The following is a 23,632-nucleotide window of genomic DNA, read 5'->3' as shown; positions in this document are numbered from 1 at the left end:
TCCCCTACCTCGAACAACCAAACCTCTCCGCTAAACTCATCAAGCAGAACATCCTGTCCGCAGGCGCTTGAACGGCGGAAACAGCGATACCTCCCGGGCACCTCCGGCCGGACAGCGATGTCCGGCCGGAGGCCGTCGTTTCGTCCTTGCCATGCCAGGCCGGGCGCGGCAGAACGGGCGATCAGGAACAGGACAGGAGGAATGCCGATGACCGCCCGCGGAACGCTCGTCTTCGATCTCGACGGAACGCTGGTCGACAGCGTGCCGGACCTCGCCGGCTCCCTCGACCAGCTGATGGCGGAAAAGGGGCTCGACGCCTTCGGCATCGATGCGACGCGCCGGCTGATTGGTCACGGTATTCCCAATCTCGTGCGCAAGGCGCTGGAGCAGCGCGGCGTCGATGTCGGCGACACGGCTCCCGCCACCGACGTCAAACGGTTCACGGAAATCTATTCCGGGCGGCTCTCGCGCGAGACCCGGCCCTATCCTGATGTCGAGGACGTGCTCGGCCGTCTTCGGGCCGAGGGCTGGGCGCTCGCCGTCTGCACCAACAAGCTTGAGCGATACGCCCGCGCCATCCTCGCCGATCTCGGTCTGGCGGATCTCTTCGCCGTGGTCTCGGGCCCGGACACGTTCGGCGTCGGCAAGCCCGATCCCCGCCACCTGACTGAGACGATCGCCGCGGCCGGCGGGGCCGCACCGGCGATCTTCGTCGGCGATTCCGAGGTCGACGTCGCCACCGCCAAGGCGGCGAAGGTGCCGGTCGTCGCCGTCAGCTACGGCTATACCAAGACGCCGCTCGACAGCCTCGATCCGGAGGCGCTGATCGACGGCTTCGACGCGCTGCCGGCGGCGCTCGCCAAGATCGCGATGGCCGCCTGACACGCCTAAGGGACGGAGGGGTGCGGCCTTTCCGTCCCCGGCCTCCCTTTCCCACACACAGCTTGTTATGCCCCGCACCGGTCTTGCCGGCTGGAGACCCTCCCTTGACATCTCAATAAATATATCGGTATGATTTATTAAATCGATATGGAGAATGGCGCGGCATGGTATGGGGCGGGGAGGATGTGGGCGAGGATCAGCCCTCCGGCACCAGCCGCGGCACCAACCAGACCGGCGTCAAGCTCTACAACGAGCGTCTCGTCCTCTCGATGATCCGCACCCACGGGCCGCTCTCCAAGGTCGAGATCTCGCGGATGACGGGCCTGTCGCCGCAGGCGAGTTCGGTGATCATGAAGGCGCTGGAGGCGGAGGGCCTGCTCGTCAAGGGCGCGCCGCAGCGCGGCAAGGTCGGCCAGCCCTCCGTGCCGATGTCGCTCAACCCGGAGGGCGCCTTCTCGCTCGGCTTCAAGGTCGGCCGGCGTTCGGCCGATCTGGTGCTGATCGACATGGTCGGCACGCCGCGCCAGACCATCCGCACCTCCTATGCCTATCCGACGCCGGCGCTGGTCAAGGCGTTCGTCCGGCGCGGCGTCGCCCGCATCGTCGACGGCATGGCGCCCGGCCAGGCGGCCCGCATCCGCGGTTTCGGCATCGCCGCCCCGTCCGAGATGTGGAGCTGGGAGGAGGAGGTCGGCGCGCCGCCGGACGTGGTCGCCGGCTGGCGCGGCTTCGACCTCCGGGCCGAGATCGGCGACATCGTCTCCTGGCCCGTGCATGCCTGCAACGACGCGACCGCCGCCTGCGCCGCCGAGCTCGCCTATGGCGAGGGGCGCAAATACCAGGATTTCCTCTACGTCTTCTTCGCCACCCTCGTCGGCGGCGGCGTCGTTCTCGACGGCAGCCTCTATCCCGGCCGGCGCGGCTATGCCGGGTCGATCGGCTCGATCCCCGTTCCGGGCCCGGACGGCGGCGCGCCGATGCCGCTGATCCGCCGCGCCTCGATCTATCTGCTCGAACGCATGGTGGCGGATGCCGGCGGCGATCCCGCCTCGCTCTGGTCCGGCGCAGGCGACTGGCATCACCTCGAGCCGCTGCTCGGCGCATGGCTCGATCAGGCGGCCGCCCATCTGGCGCTGGCGATCGGCGCGGCGGTCTCCGTCATCGATTTCCACAACGTCGTCATCGACGGCAGCTTCCCGCCGCATGTGCGGGCCGCCCTCGTCGTGCGCACCCGGGAGCGGCTCGCGGCGATGCGGATGCAGGGCGTGGCGCCGGTCGAGATCGTCGAGGGCAAGATCGGCGCCGATGCGCGCGTGCTCGGCGCGGCCAGCCTGCCGCTGCTCGCCGAATATGCGCGCGACCGCGACATTCTCTTCAGCACCGGCTGAAGCGGACGCAGACACGCGGATCCGGCCGGGTCCGCGACGGACAATAACAAGGATCGACCGGGCGGCAGTCAGGCCTCGCCCGGCAGGAGGACGCATGCTGATTGGAATCGACTGGGGCGGCACCAAGATCGAGGGTGTCGCCATGGAGGCGGACGGGCGCGAGCTCTTGCGCCTGCGCGAGGATACGCCGCGCCACGACTATGACGGTTGCATCCGTCTGATCAAGACGGTGATCGACGGGCTGGAAAGCCAGACCGGCCGCACGGGCACGGTCGGCATCGGTCTGCCCGGCTCCGTCGAGCCTGTTAGCCGGCTCGGCAAGGGGGCGAGCTCCACCTGGATGCTCGGCCGCCCGGTGGAGAAGGACCTGCGGGCGGTCCTCCAGCGCGAGATCCGCTGCGAGAACGATGCCGACTGCTTCGCCGCCTCGGAAGCGGTCGACGGCGCCGGCGCCGGCCACAACGTCGTCTTCGCCGTCATCCTCGGCTCGGGCGCGGGTGCGGGCATCGCCGTCGGCGGCCGGGCCCATCACGGGCCGAACAACAGCGGCGGCGAGTGGGGCCACAATCCCCTGCCCTTCCCCGACGTCACCGAGCTCAGCGGCCGGCCCTGCTATTGCGGCCGCCACGGCTGCATGGAAACATGGGTCTCGGGCCGCGCCTTCGAGGCGGAATATACCCGCCACACCGGCGAGGAGCTGAAGGCGCGCCAGATCATCGAGAAGAAGCGGGGCGGCGACCGGCTCTGCGGCCTGCTCTGGGAACGCTATGTCGACCGCGTCGCGCGCGGGCTCGCCACCGTCGTCAACACGCTCGATCCGGACGTGCTGGTCATGGGCGGCGGCATGTCCAATGTCGACGAACTCTATGACGACCTGCCGCCGGCGCTCGCGAAAAAGACCTTCTCCACCGTGTTCCACACGCCGATCAAGCGGGCGGCGCATGGCGATTCCAGCGGCGTGCGCGGCGCTGCCTGGCTCTGGCGCGACTGAAAGGGAAAGACATGACCGATTTCGACATCAAGGGGCGCTACGACTTCGCCCTCACCCTCATCCGCGACGCCGGCGACCTGGCGCTTTCCTATTTCAACGCCCGCGACAGCCTGACGATCAAGAGCAAGGGCATGCAGGACATGGCGAGCGAGGCGGATCTCAACACCGAGCTCCTGATCCGCGACCGGCTGAAGGAGAGCTTTCCGGAAGACGCCTTCTTCGGCGAGGAAACCGGCATTTCCGCCTTCAGCCCGGAACAGGGCATCTGGGTCGTCGATCCGATCGACGGCACCCAGCCCTTCATTTCGGGGCTTTCCAGCTGGTGCGTCTCGATCGCCTTCGTCAAGGGCAACGCGCTGCAGTTCGGCATGGTCTATGCCCCCGCGCGGGCCGAGCTCTTCGCCGGCGGCATCGGTTTCCCGGCGACGCTGAACGGCAAGCCGGTCGACAAGCACCCCGGACAATCGATCCGCGAGGGTATCTGCGGCGTCGGCTATTCGCCGAAGGTGAAGCCCGAGCAGTTCCTGCCGATGTTCAGCCGGCTGTTGACGCGCGGCGGCATGTTCTACCGCGAAGGCTCGGGCGCGCTCACCCTCTGCTCGGTCGCCGCCGGCCGTCTCGTCGGCTATGTCGAGCCGCTGATCAACTCCTATGACTGCCTCGGCGCCATCGCCGTCATCCGCGCCGCCGGCCTGAAGACCAACGACTTCCTCGCCAATGACGGCCTGAACAAGGGCAACCCCGTCATCGCTGGCAACGAGGCCGTCTATGCCGAGCTGGAAGCGATCTTCGAGGACCGCGAGGCATGAGCGCCGTCACCGACACCACCCGTCACCCGGTCTTCAATCGCTCCTACGCCGCCTTCCTCTTCGACATGGACGGCACGCTGCTCGATTCCCATGCCGTCGTCTGGCGCGTCTGGGGCGATTTCTGCGGCCGCTACGGCATCGACGCCAAAGCGCTGATCCCGACGCTGCACGGCGTGCGCATCCTCGACAACATCCTGAAGCTCGGCATTCCCGGCATCGACGCGGACGCCGAGGCGCAGCGGATCCTTGAGGAGGAAATGGTCGATGTCGGCGGCATCGTCGCGCTCACCGGCACGCTCGATTTCCTCGCCTCGCTGCCGTCCGACCGCTGGGCGATCGTCACCTCGGCGACGCGGGAGCTCGCCACCCGCCGCCTCGCCGCCGCCGGCATCCCGCAGCCGCCGATGATCGTCACGGCCGAGGACGTCGTCAACGGCAAGCCGAACCCGGACTGCTTCGTGCTCGCGGCGCGGCGCCTCGGCGTAGACCCGGCCGAATGCCTCGTCTTCGAGGATGCCCCGGCCGGCATCCGCGCCGGCGAGGCGGCGGGCGCCGACGTCGTCGTGCTGACGGCGACGCATGAGGCGGACTACGCGACGCCGCATTTCAAGACGCCGCATTACGGCGGCCTGCGCGTCGTCGCCCGCGACGGCGGACGCCTGTCGCTGGCAGCGTCCTGAGCCATCCGGCAACCTTTCGCGCCATCCTCTCCCTCTCCGACGGGGGAGAGGGACAGAAACGCACCGCATCCGCCGCTTGCGACCCGCGCCGGTTGACCGGCGGGGATGCGGGGGGCGTGCGGCCATCGGCGACGGCCGCGTCGTTTCCCCCTTGACCTTCCCATCATGGGAAACCCTATATCCGTTGCGCATTCCCCGTGACGGAGACCGATCATGTATATCTTCCGCATTCCCGAGATGAGCTGCGGCCATTGCGTCCGCGCCATCGAGACCGCCATGCGCGATGTCGACCCCGCCGGCCGGGCGGTGGTCGATCTTCCGGCGAAGACGGCGACCGTCATCAGCGACGTCGCGCCCGAGGCGATCGCCGCCGCCTTCGCCGAGGCCGGCTATGCCTCCACCTTCGAGCGGCGCTAGAGCATGTCCAGCCGAAGCGGGATCGCTCACGCGCCGGAGACTGCGACAAGAACAAAAGGAGAGAGCATGTCCTGTCAAATCCGGAGCGGATTCGACGTCCGGACGATGGGTTGAAACAGAGAGAGGGAGCGTGCCCGGGATAACCGCGCTGCGGTCGTCCCGAAACGACAGACGGTGACGACGTGCCGAAAGCTGTCCGGTTCCGCATGAACCTCATAGGGCTCTTGCATGTCGCGATCGTCCAGATCGGCGCCGGCGCGTCGGGCCTTTGTCCTCACGCCTGTCGTTTCGCAAGACCGGTGCGCGTGTCTGCGCGATCCGCTTCGGGGCCTTTTCCGCTCGGCAAGGGATCGTCCGAAACTCTCTATTCTGCTGTTTTTTAATAGTTATCGTACACCGAGGCGCTCCTGCTCCGGCGGCCTCGCCTCACGAAGGGAAAGGACGGGATCATGACGATGACCGCGCCAGCGACCGGACGCATCCGCGAGGCCGAACCCCTTGCCATCGGCATCGACGGCATGACCTGCGCCTCCTGCGTCGGCCGGGTCGAGCGGGCGCTGAAGACGGTGCCGGGCGTGGCCGACGCCTCGGTCAATCTCGCGACCGAGACGGCGACCGTCAGGCTCGCCGGGACGGGCGACGTCCTGCCGGAGATCGAGGCGGCCGTGCGCAAGGCCGGCTACGACATCCGCCGGCTGCCGGCCGATCCGGTCCCGGACGAGGCCGGGATGCGCCGCGCGCGCGAAACCGCCGCCCTTGTCCGTGACCTTGCAATCGCCGCCGCCCTCACCCTGCCGGTCTTCGCCATCGAGATGGGGTCGCACATGGTGCCGGCGATCCACCACTGGGTGATGGCGACGATCGGGGGAGAGGCGAGCCGGCGGATCCAGTTCGTGCTGACGGCCCTCGTGCTCGCCGGGCCCGGCCGGCGCTTCTTCCGCCACGGCGTTCCCGCCCTATCGCGCGGCGCGCCCGACATGAATGCGCTGGTCGTGCTCGGCACCACGGCCGCCTTCGGCTATTCCACGGTCGCGACCTTCCTGCCGCATTTGCTGCCGGCCGCGGCCGACAACGTCTATTTCGAGGCTGCCGCCGTCATCGTCACGCTGATCCTCTTCGGCCGCATGCTGGAAAGCCGGGCGCGCGGCCGCACCGGCGCGGCGATCCGCCACCTCGTCGGCCTGCAGCCGCGCATGGCCCGGGTCGAACGCGACGGCGTGCTCACGGATGTGCCGGCCGGCGAGGTGAAGAGCGGCGATCTCGTCCATATCCGCCCCGGCGAGGCGATCCCCGTCGACGGCCTCCTGGTCGAGGGCCGCTCCTTCGTCGACGAATCGATGATCACCGGCGAGCCGCTGCCCGTCGAGAAGACGGCCGGCAGCGAGGTCGTCGGCGGCACGCTCAACGGCAACGGCGCCTTCTCCTGCCGCGCCACCACGGTCGGAGCCGCCTCGGTGCTCTCGCGCATCATCCGCATGGTCGAGGCGGCGCAGGGGTCGAAGCTGCCGATCCAGGCTCGGGTCGACCGCGTCACCGCCTGGTTCGTCCCGGCCGTCATCGCCGTCGCCCTCGTCACCTTTATCGCCTGGCTGCTCGTCGGCCCGTCGATCGGCACGGCGCTCGTCCATGCGGTGGCGGTGCTGATCATCGCCTGCCCCTGCGCCATGGGGCTGGCCACGCCGACCTCGATCATGGTCGGCACCGGCCGCGCGGCGGAGGCGGGCGTGCTCTTCCGCCGCGGCGAGGCGCTGCAGGGGCTGCGCGACGTCGGGATCGTCGCCTTCGACAAGACAGGCACCTTGACGCTCGGCAAGCCGGCGCTGACGGATTTTTCCGTCGCCGAGGGTTTCGACGAGGCCGAGGTGCTCCTCCTCGTCGCCAGTCTCGAAAGCCGCTCGGAACATCCCGTCGCCGGCGCGATCGTCCAGGCGGCGCGCGCGCGCGGCATTACCCTCGCGCCGGCCGCGGATGTCGAGGCGCTGACCGGCGCCGGCATCACCGGCAGGGTCGAGGGCCGGCACCTGCTGATCGGCGCCGAACGGGCGATGTACGCGGCCGGCATCGATGTCGGGCCCTTCGCGCCTGCCGCCGACGCTCTCGGCCGCGCCGGCAGGTCGCCGGTCTATGCCGCGATCGACGGCCGGCTCGCCGCGCTGATCGCCGTCGCCGACCCGGTCAAGCCGACCGCGCGCGCGGCGATCGCCCGCCTGAAGGCCTCGGGGCTTTCCGTCGCGATGATCACCGGCGACAACCGCCGCACGGCGGATGCGATCGGCCGCGATCTCGGCATCGACCACGTCGTCGCCGAGGTGCTGCCCGGCGGCAAGGTCGAGGCGATCGACGGCCTGAGGGCGGGCGGGAAGCGGCTCGCCTTCGTCGGCGACGGCATCAACGACGCGCCGGCGCTGACGGCCGCCGATATCGGCATCGCCGTCGGCACCGGCACCGACATCGCCATCGAGAGCGCCGACGTGGTGCTGATGTCCGGCGACCCCACAGGGGTCCTGCGCGCCATCGCGATCAGCCGCGCGACGATGCGCAATATTTCGCAGAACCTCTTCTGGGCGTTCGCCTACAATGTCGTGCTGGTGCCGGTCGCGGCCGGGCTGTTGCAGCCCTCGCTTGGGCTCGCCCTGTCGCCGGCGCTCGCCGCCGGCGCCATGGGCCTGTCGAGCGTCTTCGTGCTGGCCAATGCGCTGCGGCTTCACCGTTTCAAGGTGTAAAGGAGACCCCCGATGAACATCGGTGAAGCGGCCGCGGCAAGCGGCGTCTCGGCGAAGATGATCCGCCACTACGAGAGCATCGGCCTGATCGACCCGGTCGCGCGCACGGAGGCGCACTACCGGGTTTATGGCGAGAACGACGTGCACACGCTGCGCTTCATCCGCAAGGCGCGCAATCTCGGCTTCTCCGTCGAGCAGATGCGGGCGCTTCTGGCGCTCTGGCGCGACCGCGGGCGGGCGAGTGCTGACGTCAAGGCGATCGCACTCGACCATATCGCCGAGCTGGAGCGCAAGGCCGAGGCGATCCGGGCGATGACCGAGACGCTGAAGCACCTGGTCCGCCACTGCCATGGCGACGGCCGGCCCGACTGCCCGATCCTCGCGGACTTCGCCGATCCCGCGCGCGCGGCCGCAGCCGACCTGCCGTCGAAATTCGGCCTCTCCGGTCTCTGAACGCTCAGCCGAACACCTGCAGCGCCGCGAGCACGAGGACGACATAGCGCCCCGTCTTGGCGATGGCGACGAAGAGGACGAAGCTTAAGAGCGGCTCGCGCATCACGCCGGCCGCCACCGTCAGCGCGTCGCCGCCGAGCGGCAGCCAGGAGAGGAGCAGCGTCCAGCGGCCGTAGCGGGCATACCAGGCACGGGCCTTCGCAAGCGCGCGGTCGCTTGCCGGAAACCAGCGCCGGCCGCGGAACCGCTCGACCTGGCGCCCCATCCACCAGTTGACGACGGCGCCGAGCGTGTTGCCGAGGCTGGCGACGGCGACGAGCAGGGGAATGGAGAACTTTCCCGTATAGATCAGCCCGAGCAGCGTCGCCTCCGATTGCAGCGGCAGGATCGTGGCGGCGGCGAAGGCGATGCCGAAGAGGCCGAGGCAGGCGGCGACGAGGTTCATGGCGTCTCCCGGAAGAAGGGCAGGCGGAAGACGAGGGCCGCGCCGAACGCCACCAGCACGACGCGCACGACATGGAGCGCGAAGACGAACATCACCTCGACATGCAGCGCATAGGCAACGAGGCTCATCTCGGCAAGGCCGCCCGGCGAATAGGCGAGCAGCATGGCGGTGAAATCATGGGCGTCGAGGCTTGCGGCAAGTGCGGCGAAACCGGCGGTCACCGCAAGCAGGAGCAGCACCGAGCCGAGGCAGAGCGCCAGGATGCGGGCGAGATGGCGGATGTCGATGCCGCCGAAGCGGCAGCCGATCGTCGCGCCCAGCACCACCTGCGCCGCCGGCGCCACCCAGTCCGGCAGGTGGAACCGGCTGATGCCGGTCAGATGCAGGGCAAGGCTGAAGAGCAGTGGCCCGAGCAGGAATTTCAACGGCAGGCGCAGCATATGGGCGGCCAGCGATCCGCCGGCGAGGCAGACGAGAACCCAGGCGAGATCCGTGAGGCCGGGCATGGCCGGCGCGCCCGTCGCCGGCCGCTGGCCGAGGTCGAGGCCGAGGGCGAACTGCATGAAGAAGGGCAGGATCAGCACGACGAGGAAAACGCGCAGCGCATGGACGAGCGCGATCGTCCGCTCGTCGGCGCCATGCTGCGCGCCGAGCAGCACCATCTCGACGAGCCCGCCCGGCATGCCGCAGAAATAGGCGGTCTTGAGGTCGAGACCGGCGACACGGCGGAAATAGACGATCGACACCGTGGCGCTGACGAGGAGGAAGAGCGGGAGCAGCGCGAGCGGCAGCGTCCAGCCCGGCATCGCGTCGAAGACGTCCGGCGTCACCGCGCTGCCGAGGATCACGCCGATCAGCGCCGTCATCGGCGGGCGGACGGAGCGCGGCGTTGCGACCGGAAGCCCGAGGATCGCCGCGGTCGCGGTCGCGGCCATGGCGCCGAGCATGAAGGCGAGTGGCAAATGCAGGAAGAAGAACAGCATGCCGCCGAGGGCGGCGATCGCCAGTGCCAGCAGGAGCCGCGGCAAGGCGGAGCGCGCGTCGCTGAGGATGCCGGTCATGCCTGTCTCCGGACGCCGGCGCAACCGGCGTCGCTCCGATACGAAACGTCGACACGCGCCTTATAACGCCTCCGCCGCCCGGGGAAAGCCCGGGCGGCGGCGTTCAAGGCGTGTTGATGCGCCGGTCAGCGCAGCGGCATGGCGACGGGGCGCATCGGCGTGCCGGTGGCGCCGCGCAGCTTGATGCAGGCGCCGAAGAAGGCGAATTCGTAGAGCTTCTCGCCGGCAAGCTCGTCGAGATAGGCCATTTCGAGGATCGGCACGCCGGCCTCGGCGAGCAGGTAGCAATGGACCGGGAAGAAGTTCAGCTCGTGCGCCGACGGCGTCTGCTCCAGCGTCAGGTTGTCGGCGCCGATCATGATCGCGCCGTGCTTGGCGAGATATTCGGCGCCCTCGCGGTTGAGGCCGGGCGTGTTCTTGGTAAACGCCATGTCGGGCCAGAGCTTCATCTGCCCGGTGTGCAGCAGCACGACGTCGCCGGGCTTCAGCACGCTGCCCTGCTTCTTCAGGCAGGCCTCGATGTCGGCCTTGCCGATCGGATGGCTCGGCGGCAGCGTCGGCACGCCATGAAGCGCGGCGATGTCGAGCAGCACGCCGCGCGCGAAGATTGGCGGGTACTTCTCCGGGCCGCATTTTTCCCAGACGCGGCTGCCGAGATGGTCGCGGGCGGTGAAGCCGTTGAAGATCTCGCCGTTATAGCCGAAATGGTTGAACGTATCGATATGGGTGCCGCAATGGGTGTACATCGAGATCGCGTCGCCGGAATAGGCGACGAGCTCGTTCTGCTCGCGGGTGACGCCCATCGAATTGGCGACGATCTCGCCCTGCGGCGTGTGGGTCATCCAGATCTGGTAGGGCTGGTCGCCGGCGCCGAACCAGCCGGGCATGCCGATGAAATGATCGACGGAAAGGTCGAAGACCTTGGCGGCATCGGTGCGGCCGATGATCGCCGAACGCGACTGCGCGTCGATCAGGTTCAGCATGCCGATCTCGTCGTCGCTGCCGAAGGGGCTCTTCGACACCTTATGGAATTCGGCATTGTAGGCGACGATCTTGTTCTTCGTCGCTTCGTCGACGTAGCAGGCCATGCACATGGTGGTCTCCTTCGGGTTTCCGTGTTCAGGTGAGGTCGCCGCGCAGGGCGGGCTCGGCGGCAAGCGCTGCCGACAGCAGCGCCTCGTCCCGCCGTGCGGTGGCGGAGAGCAGGAATCCGACCGGCATGCCGGCCGCGCCGGTGCCGCAGGGGATCGACACGCCGCACCAGTCGAGGAAATTGCCGATCAGCGTGTTGCGCAGCGTCTTCGCGTTGGTGGCGACGAAGAGCGCGTCGTCGGTCTTCAGCGGTTCGAGCGGCGGCGCGACATGGGCGACGGTCGGGAAGGCGACGAGCCGCCCGGCGACGAGCGCGTCCACCTCGGCGATGAGGCGGGCGCGGGCGTCGAGGATGCCGATATAGGCCGAAAGCGAGATCGCCTCGCCGAGCCGGGTGCGGGTGACGACGCGGCGGTCGATCGCGTCCGCCTGCGGTCCCTCGATGCGGGCGCGGTGCAGCGCATAGGCCTCCGCCGTTACCAGCGCGCCATGGGTCGACATCAGGGCGAGGATCTCGTCGAAGGCGGGGATGGCAAGTCGCGTCACCCTCGCGCCGGCCGCCTGCAATCGCTCCAGCCCCGCCTCGAAGGCGGCGACGACGCCGTCCTCCGCCCCGTCGAAGACGACATTCACCGGCACGACGATCTCTCGTCCCGCAAGGCTTTCGCGGACGATCGCGGGCGCGGCCCGGCGCATCGCCGCGTCGACCCAGACTGCGTCCTGCACGGTGCGGCAGAGGGGTCCCAGCGAATCGAGGCTCTTCGACAGCGGGAAGACGCCCGCCATGTCGTAGCGCCCTCGGGTCGCCTTGTAGCCGACGATGCCGTTGAAGGCGGCAGGAATGCGCACCGAGCCGCCGGTGTCGGAGCCGATCGAGACCGGGACGAGGCCGGCGGCGACGGCGACGCCGGAGCCGGAGGAAGACCCGCCCGGAATGCGTGGCATGTCGGTCGCGCAGGCGTTCAGCGGCGTGCCGTAATGCGGGTTGAGGCCGAGGCCGGAAAAGGCGAACTCGCTCATGTTGACCCGGCCGACCGCGATCATGCCGGCGTCCTTCAAGGCGGAAACGACGCCCGCGTCCCTCCCGGCCGGCGGGTTTTCGCCGAGCACGGTCGAGCCCGCCGTCGTCACCGTGCCGGCCGTGTCGAAGAGGTCCTTCCAGGCGACGGGCACGCCGTCGAGCAGGCCGAGCGAGCGGCCCTCGCGGATACGCCTCGAAGAGGCCTTCGCTTCGGCAACAGCGCGTTCGCGCGAGACGGAGAGGAAGATCGCCTTGTCCGGATGGGCCTCGATCGCGTCGAGCGTGCGTTCGGCGAGCGCCACCGGATCGAGCGCCCCGGTCTGAATCAGGGCGGCGAGCTGGGCGGCGGACCTTCCAGCGAAGGGGCCGGCGGCATCGGGGGCGGGCGGGGCGCCATGGGCAGGGGTCATGTCTGTCTTCCGTTCTGAGGGCCCGTCCGGTGAAAAGGCCTCACCGGACAGGCGCCATGATGCGTTTGTCTTTGACCGCATGGTCCGGCGCCGGGGCGATCTCGCTCCGGCGGGACATGCATCCATGGTCACGCCGCGACGAACTGGCTCCAGCGGCGGACGAGATAGTTGTGTTCGTCCATCGTCGTGTTCCACACGGCGATGGAATTGGCGCGCTGCCAGTAGGAACCGCCGCTTCGCACCGCGCCGGGGCGGATGCGGGTGATCCCGTCCGGGCCCGGCAGGTCGGTCGCGGCCGGCAGGCCCTCGTACCAGTAATTCCATTCGGCCTCGCTCATATGCGGGCGCGAGCGTTCCGGCGTCGACATGTAGTAGCCCTGGCGGGCGACGACGGCGCCGGGCCAGCCGGAGATCCACCAGTTGAGATAGTCGTAGGCCGCATCGCGCATGCGGCCGGAAAGATGCCGCGACAGGCAGAGCCCGCCATGCCAGGCGCGGTAGCCCTCGGCCGGATTGGCGAGCTCGACCGGGACGTTGCGGAGATTCAGCTTGCTGATGCCGAGCGACCACATGCTCTGGATGCGCGTGTCCGTGGTGCTCATCAGGTTGGCGGCGTCCTCGGCCGAGCGCCAGAAGCCGCGGAAGAAGCCGGCCTTCTTGCGCTCCTCCAAAAGGTCGAGCAGCCGGTCGATCTCCTCGACCGTCATGTTGCCGATATTGTCGAAGGTCATCAGCCCGGCCGACTGGGCCGCGAGCGCCGCGTCGAAGATGCCGATCGCCGGCTCGTCGACGAGCGCGGAATGGCCGTGCCAGCGCGGATCGAGAAGGGCGGCCCAGGAGGTCATCTGGTTCGGCTGCGCCACATCGGTGCGATAGGCGAAACTGTCGAAATTGTGCGTCGTCGGCAGCATTGAGATCTGGCCGGAGGGCATCTCGTCGAGCGCGAGGTTCGGCTGGACGTAGAGTTTCTTCACCGGCGCGTCGCCCTGGCCGATGCGGGCGTTCGGGCTGATCCGGCCGGTCTTGGTCAGATCCGTGATCTCGTCCCAGAGCGGGATGCGGGAAATCTCGATCGGCTGGATGGCGCGCCAGTACCAGACGATGTCGAGATTGTGGAAGCACTGGTCGTAGATGTCATAGGTGTTCGGCTCCAGCGCCGCCTTGTGCGGCGCGGTGACGAAATCCTGGTTGTCGTGGACGATCGTCATGCCGAGGTCGCGCTCGGCGCCGAGGCGCAGTTCCTCAAGCAGCGAGATCGCCGTGCCGAGGACGCGCAGCGTCACGCGCCCCTCGGTGTGGAGCGCGGGCGTGGCGAGGCTGTCGAGGCCGGGGGTCCTGCGCATCGCCTATCCCTCCGCCCGCAGCCGCGCCTCGGCCTCGCCGGCCCGCGTGCCGGTGAAGGCGCGGAACGAGCGGAGGATCTGCGCCGGATCGAGCCCGTCGACGATGAAGACGAGGCGCGAGCGACGGTCGTCCGACGGCCAGAGGCGCATATGCACCGGCGTGTGCACCAGATGCTGCACGCCGTGGATCGCGACCGGGAACTCCTCGCCCTCGAGGTTGAGGATGCCCTTGATCCTCAGCAGCCGGTCGCCGTGCCGGTTCACCAGCATGGTCAGCCAGAGGCCGAAGACGGTCCAGTCGATCGCCTCGTCGGTCTCCAGCACGAAGGAGCGCACGCCGGCCGAATGCGGCAGGTCGATCGCCGGCGCGTCGGCGTAGAAGCCGCCGGGGGACACGAGCTGGTCTCCCTGCGGCGCGGCGTCGCCGGAAAACAGCGCGCCTGCGTCGAAATCGTCCGCCACGCCGTCGAGGATCGCCGCGTCCGGGTTCAGCCGGCGCACCAGCGCCGTCACCGCCGCGACGGCGCCGGGCGAGGCGATGTCGGCTTTCGTCAGCACGATCTGGTCGGCGACGGCGATCTGGCGCGTCGATTCGCCGTAGAGCGAGAGCGTGCGCGCCGCGTTCGCCGCGTCGACCGTGGTGACGACGTTTCCGGCCTTGTAGTGATGACGCAGCACCGGGTCGGCCTTCAGCGTCGACAGCACCGGGAACGGATCGGCAAGGCCGGTGCTCTCGATGACGATGCGGTCGAAGGGCGGCACGAGGCCGCGGTCGCGCTTCGAATGGAGGTCGCGGATCGCGTCGGCGAGCTCGCCCCGCACGGTGCAGCACAGGCAGCCGGACTGGAGCAGCACCATCGTCTCGTCGATGCGCTCGAGCAGGTGATGGTCGAGGCCGATCTCGCCGAACTCGTTGATCAACACGGCGGCATTCTCGAGCGCGGGATCGGTGAGCAGCCGCTTCAGAAGCGTCGTCTTGCCGGAGCCGAGAAAGCCGGTGAGCAGGTTGACTTGGGTGAAGTCGGGAAAGTCGCCGGCCATCGCCTCACGCCTCCAGCCGGGCGATCAGCGCGTCGGCCAGCGGATCGCAGGGGCGGCCGATCACCCGCTCGGCGGCCGACCAGAGATGACCGAGATCCTCGACGATCTCGGTCTTGCCGGTGAACGAGGAGAGCAGGAAGGAGGCGCCCTGCCAGTCGGAGAGCGTCAGCCCGTAGGCGGCGAGGATGCGGTTGGCGGCGCTGACGCGCCGCATGCGTTCCCGCCTCCTGTCGATGCGCTCGACATTGCGGGTATAGACGCCCGGCCGCGCGGCCGCATCCGCCCAATGCTCGTTCCCACCGATGACGCCGCAGAGCGAACACATGGCCTTCCCCCTTCAGAACCGGCGGCGCGGAGACATCCGCGCCGCCAGCTGATCTTACTTCTTGCGCGGGAAGCGCTGGGCGAAATCGTCGGCGATCTCGTTCATCGTGACGAATTTCACGCCCGGGTGCTTGATCATGTGGGCGTAGAGCCGCTCCAGCATCATCAGCACCTGCGGCCGGCCGGCGACGTCGGGGTGGATGGTGATCGGGAAGACGGCATAGTCCATCTCGCGATAGACCCAGTCGAACTGGTCGCGCCACATCTGCTCGATGTCGTGCGGGTTGACGAAGCCGTGGCTGTTCGGCGCCTTCTTGATGAACATCATCGGCGGCAGGTCGTCGAGATACCAGGAGGCCGGGATCTCGATCAGGTCGGTTTCCTGGCCGCGCTTCAGCGGCACCATCCAGTCGGACGGCTTCTTCGAATAGTCGATCTTGGTCCAGCTGTCGCCGACGCGCACGTAATAGGGCGTGAAGTCGTTGTGCATCAGCGAGTGGTCGTACTTGATGCCGCGTTCGAGCAGCAGCTCGTTGGTGACGTTGGAGAATTCCCACCAGGGCGCGACATAGCCGGTCGGGCGCTTGCCGGAAAGCTTCGTCACCAGCTCGATGCACTTGTCGAGCACTTCGGTTTCCTGCTCGCGCGTCATCGCGATCGGGTTTTCATGGGTGTAGCCATGGATGCCGATCTCGTGGCCGGCATCGGCGACCGCCTGCATCTGCTCGGGGAAAGTCTCGATCGAGTGGCCGGGGATGAACCAGGTCGTCTTGATGCCGAAGCGCTCGAACAGCTTCAGCAGGCGCGGGCTGCCGACCTCGCCGGAGAAAAGGCCGCGCGAGATGTCGTCCGGCGAGTCCTCGCCGCCATAGGAGCCGAGCCAGCCGGCGACCGCGTCGACGTCGATGCCGAAGCTGCAGAAGATTTCCTTTGCCATAGTTCCTCCTTGAGGGATCTGCCGGACCTCATGGGGGCCGGTCGTTCTTCGACTGTGGATCAGTGCGCCGGGATGACGGTCGCCTTTTCCGGCGCCCAGGCGAGCGTGATGTCGGCATCGGCCGGGAAGACGCCCGGCGGATACTTGTCGACATGGGCTTCGAGCGAAAGCACGCGCCCGTCCGGCAGGGTCACGCCGAGATGGGAGATGTGGCCGACGACCTCGAAGCGGTTGATCTTCGCGTCGATCCGGTTGTGACTGCGGCCGACAGCGCCGCGCGCGAAAACCTCGATCGCCTCGGCCGGGATGACGATGCTGGCGGCGGCCCCGTTCGCGAGCGTCCCGTTGGCGTCGCCGGCGAGCGGCCCGAAGGGCGTGTCGACGATGGCGTGGCCGTTCTCGGTGCCCTTGACCGCGCCCTTGAAGATGGTGTTGCGGCCGATGAACTGGGCGACGAAGGGCGTGTTCGGCCGGGTGTAGAGCGCGCGCGGCGGGCTGATCTGCTCGACGCGGCCCTGGTTCATCACGACGATGCGGTCGGAGAGTGCCAGCGCCTCGGACTGGGCATGGGTGACGAAGACGAAGGTGACGCCGAGATTGCGCTGCAGCAGCTTCAGTTCGTTCTGGATCGCCTTGCGCAGGTTGGCGTCGAGCGCGCCGAGCGGCTCGTCGAGCAGCAGGATGTCCGGCTCGACCACGAGGCCGCGGGCGAGCGCGATGCGCTGGCGCTGGCCGCCGGAGAGCTTGTCGCAGCGCTTGTCGGCGACGTCCTCGAGCCCGAGCGTGGCGAGGATGCGGTCGACCTTGGCGTCGCGTTCGGCCTTCGGGAGGCCCTTGACCTCGAGCCCGTAGCCGACATTGCGGCGCACGGTCATATGGGGAAAGAGCGCGTAGTTCTGGAAGATCATCGAGGTCGGCCGCTCGGCCGGGCTGATCTCGTTCATCCGCACGCCCTTGATCATCATGTCGCCGGACGAGATGCTCTCGAAGCCGGCGATCATCCTGAGCGTCGTCGTCTTGCCGCAGCCGGAGGGACCGAGGAAGGCGATGAACTCGCCCTTCTCGACGGTCAGGTTGAAGTCGATGACGGCGGGCGTGCCGTTGTCGTAGACCTTGCCTACCTTAAAGAGTTCGAGATCGGGGGTGGTCATCGGCGGCACTCCGGCTTGGTGATCGTCGAGGCGAGGCCGTGCGGCCTCGCCTCCTGTCGTTCGTCTCGGGGCGCCTCAGGCGCTCAGGAACTCGTCCCACTTCTGGATGAGGTGGTCGTACTCGTCCGGCCACTGGTGCCAGTAGGCGACGTTGGCGGCGCGGGTTTCGAGCGAACCGCCGTCACGCAGATCCCCTTCCTTGATGCCGCGCTCTTCGGCGCCGACCCAGGGCTTGCCCTCGTACCAGAAGGCATACTTCTCCGGCGACATGACGTCCTTGATGTTGGTCGTCGGCGAGTAGTAGCCCTGCTCGGAGACGGTAATGCCCGGCGTGCCGGAGAGCCAGTAGTCGCAATAGGCGATCGCGGCTTCCTTGTTCGGCGTGCCCTTCAGGATCGTGTTGCCGATCGACCAGCCGCGATAGCCTTCCTTCGGAATGGCGTATTTGCACGGCTTGCCCTGCGCCTTGACCGCCATGACGGCCGGCTGCCAGGCGTCGGAGACGACGATCTCGCCGGAGGCGAGGAAGTTGACGAGTTCGCCGAAATCGCCCCAGAGCGCGCGGAACTGGCCTTCCTTCTTCTTCGAGATCAGGAACTTGGCGGCCTCGTCGATCTCGGCGGCGGTCGGGTTGCCCGGGTTGGCGACGTTCGACAGGCCGAGCGTGTTCATCGCCATGACCGCCTGGCCGAAGGCCGTCAGCGGGTCGGTGTTGAGGCCGGACTTGCCCTTGTACTTCGGATCGAACAGCGCCGTCCAGGAGTTGGCCTCCTCGTCGGAGAGGATTTCCGGGTTGTAGCCGACCGAGTCGAAGTTGAAGACGGAAGGCACCATCCAGAGCGACTGCTGGCTCTCGTCGGTCCAGATCTGGCCGACGATCTGGGCGGAGGCCGGCCACTTCGGATCGGGCTTGACGAAGATCTCGCGGATGTTCGACCAGTTCTTGAGCTCGGACACGGCGACCTGCTCGGCATTGTCGGTCATGACGACCGAGGGCAGGCGCTCGCCGATCGTTTCCCAGACGTCATAGTCCTTGGAGCCCGAAAGGATGCGGGTCTGGGCGTCCGGGAAGGTCGCTGCCGTGCCCGAGGTGGAGCCGACGCCGCTCGCCGCCTTGAAGTCGGCAAGGATGCGCTCCTGCACGGTGACCGACAGGCCGATCGTGCGCAGCTGCTGGCTGGCGAGGTCGGTCGCCTGGGCATAGGCCGCCCGCGAGGACAGGAAGTGTGTGCCGCCGCCCATCGCGAGCGCCATCGCGCCGGCTGAACGCTTCAGCAGGCTGCGGCGGTTCATTTCCATCGAAAATGCCATGGTTGTTCTCCAGTTTCGGTTGTTCCCCGGAACGCCTTGTCGGGCGCCCCTTCCTGCGCGGTCCACGGCAGGCGTCCGGCATGCGGCCGGGCGCCCGACGATTTCTCTTCAGTAAGCCCGGTCAACTCCGGTTCACCGACCCTACTCTTTCCTTTTGTGTCTGCCGCATCGTCCGTCGCCGAAGCGATCCCGCCTCGGCTGGACATGCCCTAGTATCGTCCGACCAGCAGGCCGCCATCCACGACCAGCGTCTGGCCGGTCATGTATCGTGCCGCATGCGAGGCGAGGAAGACGATCACGTCGGCGATGTCCTCCGGCTCGCCGATCCGCCCCATCGGGATGATCTCGCCGACCGTCTTGGCCCGTTCCGGCCCGAGCGAATTCTCCTCCGACAGAAGCTGGGCCGTGCGGATATAACCGGGCGCCATGCCGTTGACGCGGATGCCCTCGCGGGCAAGCTCGACGGCGAGCCCGCGCACGAGCCCGACGACGCCGGCCTTGGCCGCCGAATAATGCACATGCTCATCCCAGCCATAGGCGACGCCCATGATCGAGGAGAGCGCGACGATGGCGCCGGCCTTCTTCTCCTTCATCTTCGGCGCGACGGCCCGGGCGACGCGGAAAATGCCCTTCAAGTCGATGTCAAAGGTCAGGTCCCACTTGTCGTCGGTCAGCGCCGGAAGCGCCGTCTTGTGGGCGATGCCGGCATTGGCGACGAGCACGTCGACGCCGCCGAGGCGGGCGTCGAGACCGGCGACCAGCGCATCGACCGCCTCCGTCGAGCGCACGTCGAGGACGTGGAACTCGGCCGAGCCGCCGCTCGCGATGATCGCTTCGACGGTGGCGTTGCCTTCGGCCTCCAGCACGTCGGTGACGACGACGTGGTCGCCGAGCGCGGCGAAGGCCTTGGCGCTCGCATGGCCGATGCCGATGCCGGCGCCGGTGATCAGGACAACTCTCTTGCTCAGTGCGGTCATGGTCTGTCTTTCGATCTCACAGCATCACGTCGCCGGAATTGGGTCCGAGCGTCTGGCCGACGAAGAGGCTCGCTGCCGGCGAGGCGAGGAAGGCGACGGTGGCGGCCACCTCCTCCGGTTCGCCGAAGCGGCCGAGCGGCAGTTCGGCCGCCTTGCGCTTGCGCCAGTCCTCCGACAGCTCGCGCACCAGCGGCGTGTTGATCGGGCCCGGCGCGACGGCGTTGACGCGCACGCCGCGGCTCGACACCTCGCGGGCGAGCGACTTGGTCATGCCGATGATCGCCGATTTCGCCCCGGCGTAATGGGACAGCTCGATGCCGCCGATCTGGCCGAGCTGCGAGGCGATGTTGACGACGACGCCCGCGCCCTTCGCCAGCATCGCCGGCAGCACCTGCTTGGTCATCAGGAAGGTGCCGCGCACATGGACGGCGAACATCCGGTCGAAATCGGCGGTCTGAAGGTTCTCGAACAGGGCCTGGTGCACGATGCCGGCATTGTTGACCAGCAGCGCCGTATCGCCGAAGGCCGCCACCGACGCGCCATGGATGGCGGCGGCGTCGGCCTCCGACGATACGTCACCGGCCGCCGCATGGGCTTTCCCGCCAGTGGCGGTGATCTCGTCCGCCACGGCCCTGGCGCGGTCGAGATTGAGGTCGTTGACGGTGACGGCATAGCCGTCCTCGCTGAGCTTCAGGGCGATGGCGCGGCCGATGCCGGAGCCGGCGCCGGTCACGATGGCGGAGCCGTTTTCCGTCGAATGATGGGGCATCACGCTTCCTCCTGGATGGCGACGCGCTTGGCGCGGCGGATGGTCATCAGCATCAGCACCGCATAGATGCCGAGCAGGCCGAAGGAGAACAGCGTCGTCAGCACGCCGAAGGCAAAGACGTTCGGATGCACTTCCACCGAGAAGGTGCCGTAGATGGCGAGCGGCAGCGTCAGGTCGCGGCCGGAGGCGAAGAGCGTGCGGGAAAATTCGTCATAGGAGAGGGTGAAGGCGAACAGCATGGCCGAGAGCACGCCGGGGAAGATCAGCGGGAAGGTGATCTTGCGGAAGGTGCGGGCCGGCGAGACGCCGAGCGACCAGGCCGCCTCCTCGACCGTCTGGTCGAAGCGGTTGAGGATCGCCAGCATGACGAGGAAGGCGAAGGGGAAGGTGTAGACGACATGCAGCGCAAACGCCGTGCCCCACCAGTGCCGGTCGATGCCGAGCGTGTTGGCGACGAGCGCCATGCCGAGGCCGACGAGCACGCCGGGCACCATCATGCCGAGCACGATCAGGTAGAAGACGACGCCCGAGCCGCGGAACTTGCGGCGGAAGGCCTGGGCGGCGCTGACGCCGAGCACGGTCGAGACGATCATCGTCATCACGGCGAGCGTCAGCGAGCGGAACAGCGCCTCGTTGATCGGCAGCGGCGCGATGCGCGAGGGCGGCGTCAGGCCGAAGAGATGCTTGTACCAGTATGTCGACCATTCGATGATCGGGAACTGCGGCCCGCCTTCCGGCCCGGTCTGGAAGGAGAGGATGGCGAGCACCACCATCGGCGCGTAGAGGAAGACGAGGAACAGCGTGGTGTAGACGCCGAGGGCGAATTTCGTACCGCTGGCTTGCATGGCTCAGAGCTCCTTCCTGAGATCGACGACCCGGAGAAGGGCGGCGACGACGATGCCCATCAGGATGGTCAGCACGACGCCGACCACCGCGGCAAACGCCCATTTCAGCGATCCGACCTGGGTGACGATGATGTTGCCGAGCAGGTTGACCTTGCGGCCGGACAAGGCTGCCGCGGTGGCGAACTCGCCGAGCACCATGACCGAGACGAAGATCGCCCCGACGACCACGCCCGGCATGGAGAGCGGCAGGATGATCGTGCGGAAGATGCGCCAGAAGCCGGCGCCGAGATCCTGCGCCGCCTCGATGACGCTCTGGTCGATGCGGCCCATCATGAAGGCGATCGGCCCGACCATGAAGACGCAGTAGATCTGCGTCATGCCGATGATGACGGAGAGTTCGGAGAAGAGCAGCACCTCGATCGGCTGGTCGATGACGCCGATGCCCTGCAGGATCAGGTTGATCGCGCCCTCTTTGCCGAGCATCGGCCGCCAGGCGAGAACGCGGATGAGGAAGGAGGTCCAGAACGGAATGACGCAGAAGACGAGCAGCACGGTCTGCAGCGTCTTGTTGCGCACGAACAGGCCGACGAACAGCGCCGTCGGGTAGCCGACCACCAGGGTGGCGGCAAGAACGATCAGCCAGATGCGCACCGTCGTCCAGAGCGCGGAGAGATAGGTGTCTGTGGTGAAGAAGGTGACCCAGCTCTTCACCGTCAGGATCGGCTCGATCTTGAAGGTCGTCTGCGTCCAGAAGGAAACGTAGACCATCATCAGGATCGGCGCGACGAGGAAGAGCAGCATCCAGATGACGCCGGGCGCGAGCAGCCACAGCGTCCTGTCGCGCGCCTTTTTGACCGGCGGCGCCGCCGCGTCGGTGTCTGTCGTGGTGACGGTCATCGTCATCGGGCAATCTCCAGTCCGCCGGCGGGGAGGCCGTTCAAAAATCAGGCAAAGACGAGGGCGTCGTCGCGCTTCCACACCAGCGCGTAGCGGCCATGCGGCGTGCAGTCCGGCGCTTCATGCTGGCTCAAGTGCGACTCGACCTCGAAGACGCGGCCGTCCTCGAGGGAGAAGAAGGAATTGACGGCGGCGCCGGAATATTCGTCGGCGATGAAGGTGCCGGGGATCGCCACCTCGTCGGCGGCGACGCCCGCCCCTTCCGGGCGCACGTCGATGCGGTCGTAGCGGATGGCGTAGCCCGGACGGCCGCCGGCCGGAGCGCGATGGGCCCCGAGAGGGAAGGTGCCGAGCGGCCCCTTGAAGCCGGCATCGGAGACGGATCCGTCGAAGAGGTTGTAGCAGTTGAGGAAGCGGGCGACGGCGACCGAGTTCGGACGGTTGTAGAGGGCGTCCGCCCGGTCGGCCTGGACGATCCTGCCTTGATCCAGCACCAGCACGGTATCGCCCATGGCGAGCGCTTCCGTCTCGCTGCCGGTGACGTGCAGGAAGGTGACGCCGCAGCGCTCGCGGATGGCGCGCAGCTCCCCGCGCATGCGGCCGCGCAGATTGGCGTCGAGCGCGCCGAGCGGCTCGTCGAGCAGCACCAGCGAGGGTTCGGTGACGAGCGTGCGGGCGAGCGCCACGCGCTGGCGCTGGCCGCCGGAGATCTGCGTGACGCCGCGATCCTCGAGCCCCTTGAGGCCGACCAGCGCGATCATGTCGCGCACCTTGGCCTCGACCACCTTCGGATCGGTGACCGGGTTCACCTCGCGGTTCTCCAGCCCGAAGGCGACGTTCCTGGCGACGCTCAAGTGCGGGAACAGGGCGAAGTTCTGGAAGACGAAGCCGATGTCGCGGCGGTGCGGCGGCACGGTCTCGACGCGGCGGCCCTTGAAGGTCACGGTGCCCGCATCCGGCGTCTCGAAGCCGGCAATGACGCGCAACAGCGTCGTCTTGCCCGAGCCGCTCGGGCCCAGCAGCGAGACATAGGCATTGTCCGGCACGGCGAGATCGAGCCCGTCCAGCGCCTTCAGCGTGCCATAGGCGCGGGTGACCTTGGAGAGCGTGAGGACCGTCGATGTCATCTGACCATCTCCCGTCACGAACATGGAGGGCGTTTCGTCGCGCCGTCCGCGGGAAGCGGAGAGCAAGCCGAGAGCGCCTGCGCGCGCGGTCGCGCACAGCGAGAAACCGATCCTGTCGTGGCGTCTTCTTGTTGTTCACCTCATGGACGCTTCTCTCGTCGTCCATGGGAAAGTGATGACACAAATGATTTTTGTATTCAATAGGCTTTTTATAAAAAGTTCATGGCGCGAAACGCGCCGTTTTCGGCAGGGGACGCGCTTGTCTGCGTCCCGGATAGGCCACGACCGGACAGGCGGTGCGCTCTCCGCGCGGGAATCGTCAAAAATCAGGCTCTCTGCGAAAAAAATCGACAGTTTTCTGCCGATTTCGCAGGCATCGCTCCGTCTGCGCTGCGTCGCAATATCGCTCCCGCATATGCGAATTGATGCATGGCTGATATTTTCGCTTGCGATGTCCCCTGTTTCAGGTCAACAATTCCGCTCAAACTTGGTATGCAAAAGTCATTTATTGAGCGCGACATGGTCGTCCGGGGGCCGC

The 23,632-nt window shown here is 67.8% G+C and carries 23 protein-coding genes; 8 read left to right on the top strand and 15 right to left on the bottom strand.

Features of this window, described 5'->3' with window-relative positions:
* Window positions 1-207: 207 nt before the first annotated feature.
* The 8 genes from ACEVQ6_RS17570 to cueR all read left to right on the top strand — a co-directional run bounded on the left by ACEVQ6_RS17570 (window position 208) and on the right by cueR (window position 8,343).
* Window positions 208-882 (top strand): HAD-IA family hydrolase, encoded by a 675-nt coding sequence (locus tag ACEVQ6_RS17570; RefSeq protein ID WP_374890336.1) that lies wholly within the window; start codon window positions 208-210, stop codon window positions 880-882.
* A 164-nt stretch (window positions 883-1,046) separates the two neighbouring features.
* A complete protein-coding gene (locus tag ACEVQ6_RS17565) occupies window positions 1,047-2,270 on the top strand; it encodes an ROK family transcriptional regulator (RefSeq protein ID WP_374890335.1) in 1,224 nt (407 codons plus the stop codon).
* Between the two features lie 94 nt (window positions 2,271-2,364).
* Entirely contained in the window at window positions 2,365-3,261 is an 897-nt protein-coding gene (locus ACEVQ6_RS17560) for an ROK family protein (RefSeq protein ID WP_374890334.1), read from the top strand.
* 11 nt (window positions 3,262-3,272) lie between these two features.
* A complete protein-coding gene (locus tag ACEVQ6_RS17555) occupies window positions 3,273-4,070 on the top strand; it encodes an inositol monophosphatase family protein (RefSeq protein ID WP_374890333.1) in 798 nt (265 codons plus the stop codon).
* Window positions 4,067-4,750 (top strand): HAD family hydrolase, encoded by a 684-nt coding sequence (locus tag ACEVQ6_RS17550; protein ID WP_374890332.1) that lies wholly within the window; start codon window positions 4,067-4,069, stop codon window positions 4,748-4,750. The genes ACEVQ6_RS17555 and ACEVQ6_RS17550 overlap by 4 nt, the downstream gene beginning before the upstream one ends.
* Window positions 4,751-4,963: 213 nt before the next feature.
* Complete coding sequence (locus tag ACEVQ6_RS17545) at window positions 4,964-5,167, top strand: heavy-metal-associated domain-containing protein (RefSeq protein WP_374890331.1); 204 nt, start codon at window positions 4,964-4,966, stop codon at window positions 5,165-5,167.
* Window positions 5,168-5,616: 449 nt separating this feature from the next.
* Window positions 5,617-7,890, top strand: coding sequence for a heavy metal translocating P-type ATPase (locus ACEVQ6_RS17540; protein WP_374890330.1), 2,274 nt, complete (start codon window positions 5,617-5,619; stop codon window positions 7,888-7,890).
* Between the two features lie 12 nt (window positions 7,891-7,902).
* Window positions 7,903-8,343, top strand: a complete 441-nt coding sequence (gene cueR / locus ACEVQ6_RS17535; protein WP_374890329.1) for a Cu(I)-responsive transcriptional regulator — start codon at window positions 7,903-7,905, stop codon at window positions 8,341-8,343.
* A 4-nt stretch (window positions 8,344-8,347) separates the two neighbouring features.
* Here the strand turns inward: cueR and ACEVQ6_RS17530 are convergent, their stop codons facing one another.
* From ACEVQ6_RS17530 to ACEVQ6_RS17460, 15 genes are all read right to left on the bottom strand, one after another.
* Window positions 8,348-8,788: a YqaA family protein gene (locus tag ACEVQ6_RS17530; protein WP_374890328.1), complete on the bottom strand. Its 441-nt coding sequence runs from the start codon at window positions 8,786-8,788 to the stop codon at window positions 8,348-8,350.
* Complete coding sequence (locus ACEVQ6_RS17525; protein WP_374890327.1) at window positions 8,785-9,849, bottom strand: AbrB family transcriptional regulator; 1,065 nt, start codon at window positions 9,847-9,849, stop codon at window positions 8,785-8,787. The genes ACEVQ6_RS17530 and ACEVQ6_RS17525 overlap by 4 nt, the downstream gene beginning before the upstream one ends.
* A 125-nt stretch (window positions 9,850-9,974) precedes the next feature.
* Window positions 9,975-10,943, bottom strand: a complete 969-nt coding sequence (locus ACEVQ6_RS17520; RefSeq protein WP_374890326.1) for a cyclase family protein — start codon at window positions 10,941-10,943, stop codon at window positions 9,975-9,977.
* A gap of 25 nt (window positions 10,944-10,968) precedes the next feature.
* On the bottom strand, window positions 10,969-12,372 hold the full coding sequence (locus tag ACEVQ6_RS17515) for an amidase (RefSeq protein WP_374890325.1): 1,404 nt from the start codon (window positions 12,370-12,372) through the stop codon (window positions 10,969-10,971).
* 128 nt (window positions 12,373-12,500) lie between these two features.
* Window positions 12,501-13,715, bottom strand: a complete 1,215-nt coding sequence (locus tag ACEVQ6_RS17510) for an ABC transporter substrate-binding protein (protein WP_374890324.1) — start codon at window positions 13,713-13,715, stop codon at window positions 12,501-12,503.
* Between the two features lie 3 nt (window positions 13,716-13,718).
* Window positions 13,719-14,756, bottom strand: a complete 1,038-nt coding sequence (locus tag ACEVQ6_RS17505; protein WP_374890322.1) for a CobW family GTP-binding protein — start codon at window positions 14,754-14,756, stop codon at window positions 13,719-13,721.
* Between the two features lie 4 nt (window positions 14,757-14,760).
* Entirely contained in the window at window positions 14,761-15,081 is a 321-nt protein-coding gene (locus ACEVQ6_RS17500) for a hypothetical protein (protein ID WP_374890321.1), read from the bottom strand.
* A 54-nt stretch (window positions 15,082-15,135) separates the two neighbouring features.
* Window positions 15,136-16,017 (bottom strand): polysaccharide deacetylase family protein, encoded by an 882-nt coding sequence (locus ACEVQ6_RS17495; protein WP_374890320.1) that lies wholly within the window; start codon window positions 16,015-16,017, stop codon window positions 15,136-15,138.
* A 59-nt stretch (window positions 16,018-16,076) separates the two neighbouring features.
* Window positions 16,077-17,168, bottom strand: coding sequence for an ABC transporter ATP-binding protein (locus tag ACEVQ6_RS17490; protein ID WP_374890319.1), 1,092 nt, complete (start codon window positions 17,166-17,168; stop codon window positions 16,077-16,079).
* Between the two features lie 75 nt (window positions 17,169-17,243).
* A complete protein-coding gene (locus ACEVQ6_RS17485; protein ID WP_374890318.1) occupies window positions 17,244-18,479 on the bottom strand; it encodes an ABC transporter substrate-binding protein in 1,236 nt (411 codons plus the stop codon).
* Between the two features lie 209 nt (window positions 18,480-18,688).
* A complete protein-coding gene (locus ACEVQ6_RS17480; RefSeq protein ID WP_374890317.1) occupies window positions 18,689-19,456 on the bottom strand; it encodes an SDR family NAD(P)-dependent oxidoreductase in 768 nt (255 codons plus the stop codon).
* A 16-nt stretch (window positions 19,457-19,472) separates the two neighbouring features.
* A complete protein-coding gene (locus tag ACEVQ6_RS17475) occupies window positions 19,473-20,225 on the bottom strand; it encodes an SDR family NAD(P)-dependent oxidoreductase (protein ID WP_374890316.1) in 753 nt (250 codons plus the stop codon).
* On the bottom strand, window positions 20,225-21,070 hold the full coding sequence (locus ACEVQ6_RS17470) for an ABC transporter permease (protein ID WP_374890315.1): 846 nt from the start codon (window positions 21,068-21,070) through the stop codon (window positions 20,225-20,227). Before ACEVQ6_RS17470 ends, ACEVQ6_RS17475 begins: the two co-directional genes overlap by 1 nt.
* Window positions 21,071-21,073: 3 nt before the next feature.
* Complete coding sequence (locus ACEVQ6_RS17465; RefSeq protein ID WP_374890341.1) at window positions 21,074-21,967, bottom strand: ABC transporter permease; 894 nt, start codon at window positions 21,965-21,967, stop codon at window positions 21,074-21,076.
* A gap of 47 nt (window positions 21,968-22,014) precedes the next feature.
* Window positions 22,015-23,094, bottom strand: coding sequence for an ABC transporter ATP-binding protein (locus tag ACEVQ6_RS17460; RefSeq protein WP_374890313.1), 1,080 nt, complete (start codon window positions 23,092-23,094; stop codon window positions 22,015-22,017).
* Window positions 23,095-23,632 lie beyond the last annotated feature (538 nt).

Origin of the sequence: Ensifer soli, assembly GCF_041928815.1 — a bacterium.
Lineage (GTDB): Bacteria > Pseudomonadota > Alphaproteobacteria > Rhizobiales > Rhizobiaceae > JBHFEI01.
Note: the sequence above shows the minus strand (reverse complement) of the source record. Positions and strands in the feature narration are given on the sequence as shown.

Excerpts from the sequence above, each read along its gene's own strand:
- ACEVQ6_RS17570 (WP_374890336.1), top strand. The coding sequence starts at position 208 with ATGACCGCCCGCGGAACGCTCGTCTTCGATCTCGACGGAACGCTGGTC.
- ACEVQ6_RS17565 (WP_374890335.1), top strand. The coding sequence starts at position 1,047 with ATGGTATGGGGCGGGGAGGATGTGGGCGAGGATCAGCCCTCCGGCACC.
- ACEVQ6_RS17560 (WP_374890334.1), top strand. The coding sequence starts at position 2,365 with ATGCTGATTGGAATCGACTGGGGCGGCACCAAGATCGAGGGTGTCGCC.
- ACEVQ6_RS17555 (WP_374890333.1), top strand. The coding sequence starts at position 3,273 with ATGACCGATTTCGACATCAAGGGGCGCTACGACTTCGCCCTCACCCTC.
- ACEVQ6_RS17550 (WP_374890332.1), top strand. The coding sequence starts at position 4,067 with ATGAGCGCCGTCACCGACACCACCCGTCACCCGGTCTTCAATCGCTCC.
- ACEVQ6_RS17545 (WP_374890331.1), top strand. The coding sequence starts at position 4,964 with ATGTATATCTTCCGCATTCCCGAGATGAGCTGCGGCCATTGCGTCCGC.
- ACEVQ6_RS17540 (WP_374890330.1), top strand. The coding sequence starts at position 5,617 with ATGACGATGACCGCGCCAGCGACCGGACGCATCCGCGAGGCCGAACCC.
- cueR (WP_374890329.1), top strand. The coding sequence starts at position 7,903 with ATGAACATCGGTGAAGCGGCCGCGGCAAGCGGCGTCTCGGCGAAGATG.
- ACEVQ6_RS17530 (WP_374890328.1), bottom strand. The coding sequence starts at position 8,788 with ATGAACCTCGTCGCCGCCTGCCTCGGCCTCTTCGGCATCGCCTTCGCC.
- ACEVQ6_RS17525 (WP_374890327.1), bottom strand. The coding sequence starts at position 9,849 with ATGACCGGCATCCTCAGCGACGCGCGCTCCGCCTTGCCGCGGCTCCTG.
- ACEVQ6_RS17520 (WP_374890326.1), bottom strand. The coding sequence starts at position 10,943 with ATGTGCATGGCCTGCTACGTCGACGAAGCGACGAAGAACAAGATCGTC.
- ACEVQ6_RS17515 (WP_374890325.1), bottom strand. The coding sequence starts at position 12,372 with ATGACCCCTGCCCATGGCGCCCCGCCCGCCCCCGATGCCGCCGGCCCC.
- ACEVQ6_RS17510 (WP_374890324.1), bottom strand. The coding sequence starts at position 13,715 with ATGCGCAGGACCCCCGGCCTCGACAGCCTCGCCACGCCCGCGCTCCAC.
- ACEVQ6_RS17505 (WP_374890322.1), bottom strand. The coding sequence starts at position 14,756 with ATGGCCGGCGACTTTCCCGACTTCACCCAAGTCAACCTGCTCACCGGC.
- ACEVQ6_RS17500 (WP_374890321.1), bottom strand. The coding sequence starts at position 15,081 with ATGTGTTCGCTCTGCGGCGTCATCGGTGGGAACGAGCATTGGGCGGAT.
- ACEVQ6_RS17495 (WP_374890320.1), bottom strand. The coding sequence starts at position 16,017 with ATGGCAAAGGAAATCTTCTGCAGCTTCGGCATCGACGTCGACGCGGTC.
- ACEVQ6_RS17490 (WP_374890319.1), bottom strand. The coding sequence starts at position 17,168 with ATGACCACCCCCGATCTCGAACTCTTTAAGGTAGGCAAGGTCTACGAC.
- ACEVQ6_RS17485 (WP_374890318.1), bottom strand. The coding sequence starts at position 18,479 with ATGGCATTTTCGATGGAAATGAACCGCCGCAGCCTGCTGAAGCGTTCA.
- ACEVQ6_RS17480 (WP_374890317.1), bottom strand. The coding sequence starts at position 19,456 with ATGACCGCACTGAGCAAGAGAGTTGTCCTGATCACCGGCGCCGGCATC.
- ACEVQ6_RS17475 (WP_374890316.1), bottom strand. The coding sequence starts at position 20,225 with ATGCCCCATCATTCGACGGAAAACGGCTCCGCCATCGTGACCGGCGCC.
- ACEVQ6_RS17470 (WP_374890315.1), bottom strand. The coding sequence starts at position 21,070 with ATGCAAGCCAGCGGTACGAAATTCGCCCTCGGCGTCTACACCACGCTG.
- ACEVQ6_RS17465 (WP_374890341.1), bottom strand. The coding sequence starts at position 21,967 with ATGACCGTCACCACGACAGACACCGACGCGGCGGCGCCGCCGGTCAAA.
- ACEVQ6_RS17460 (WP_374890313.1), bottom strand. The coding sequence starts at position 23,094 with ATGACATCGACGGTCCTCACGCTCTCCAAGGTCACCCGCGCCTATGGC.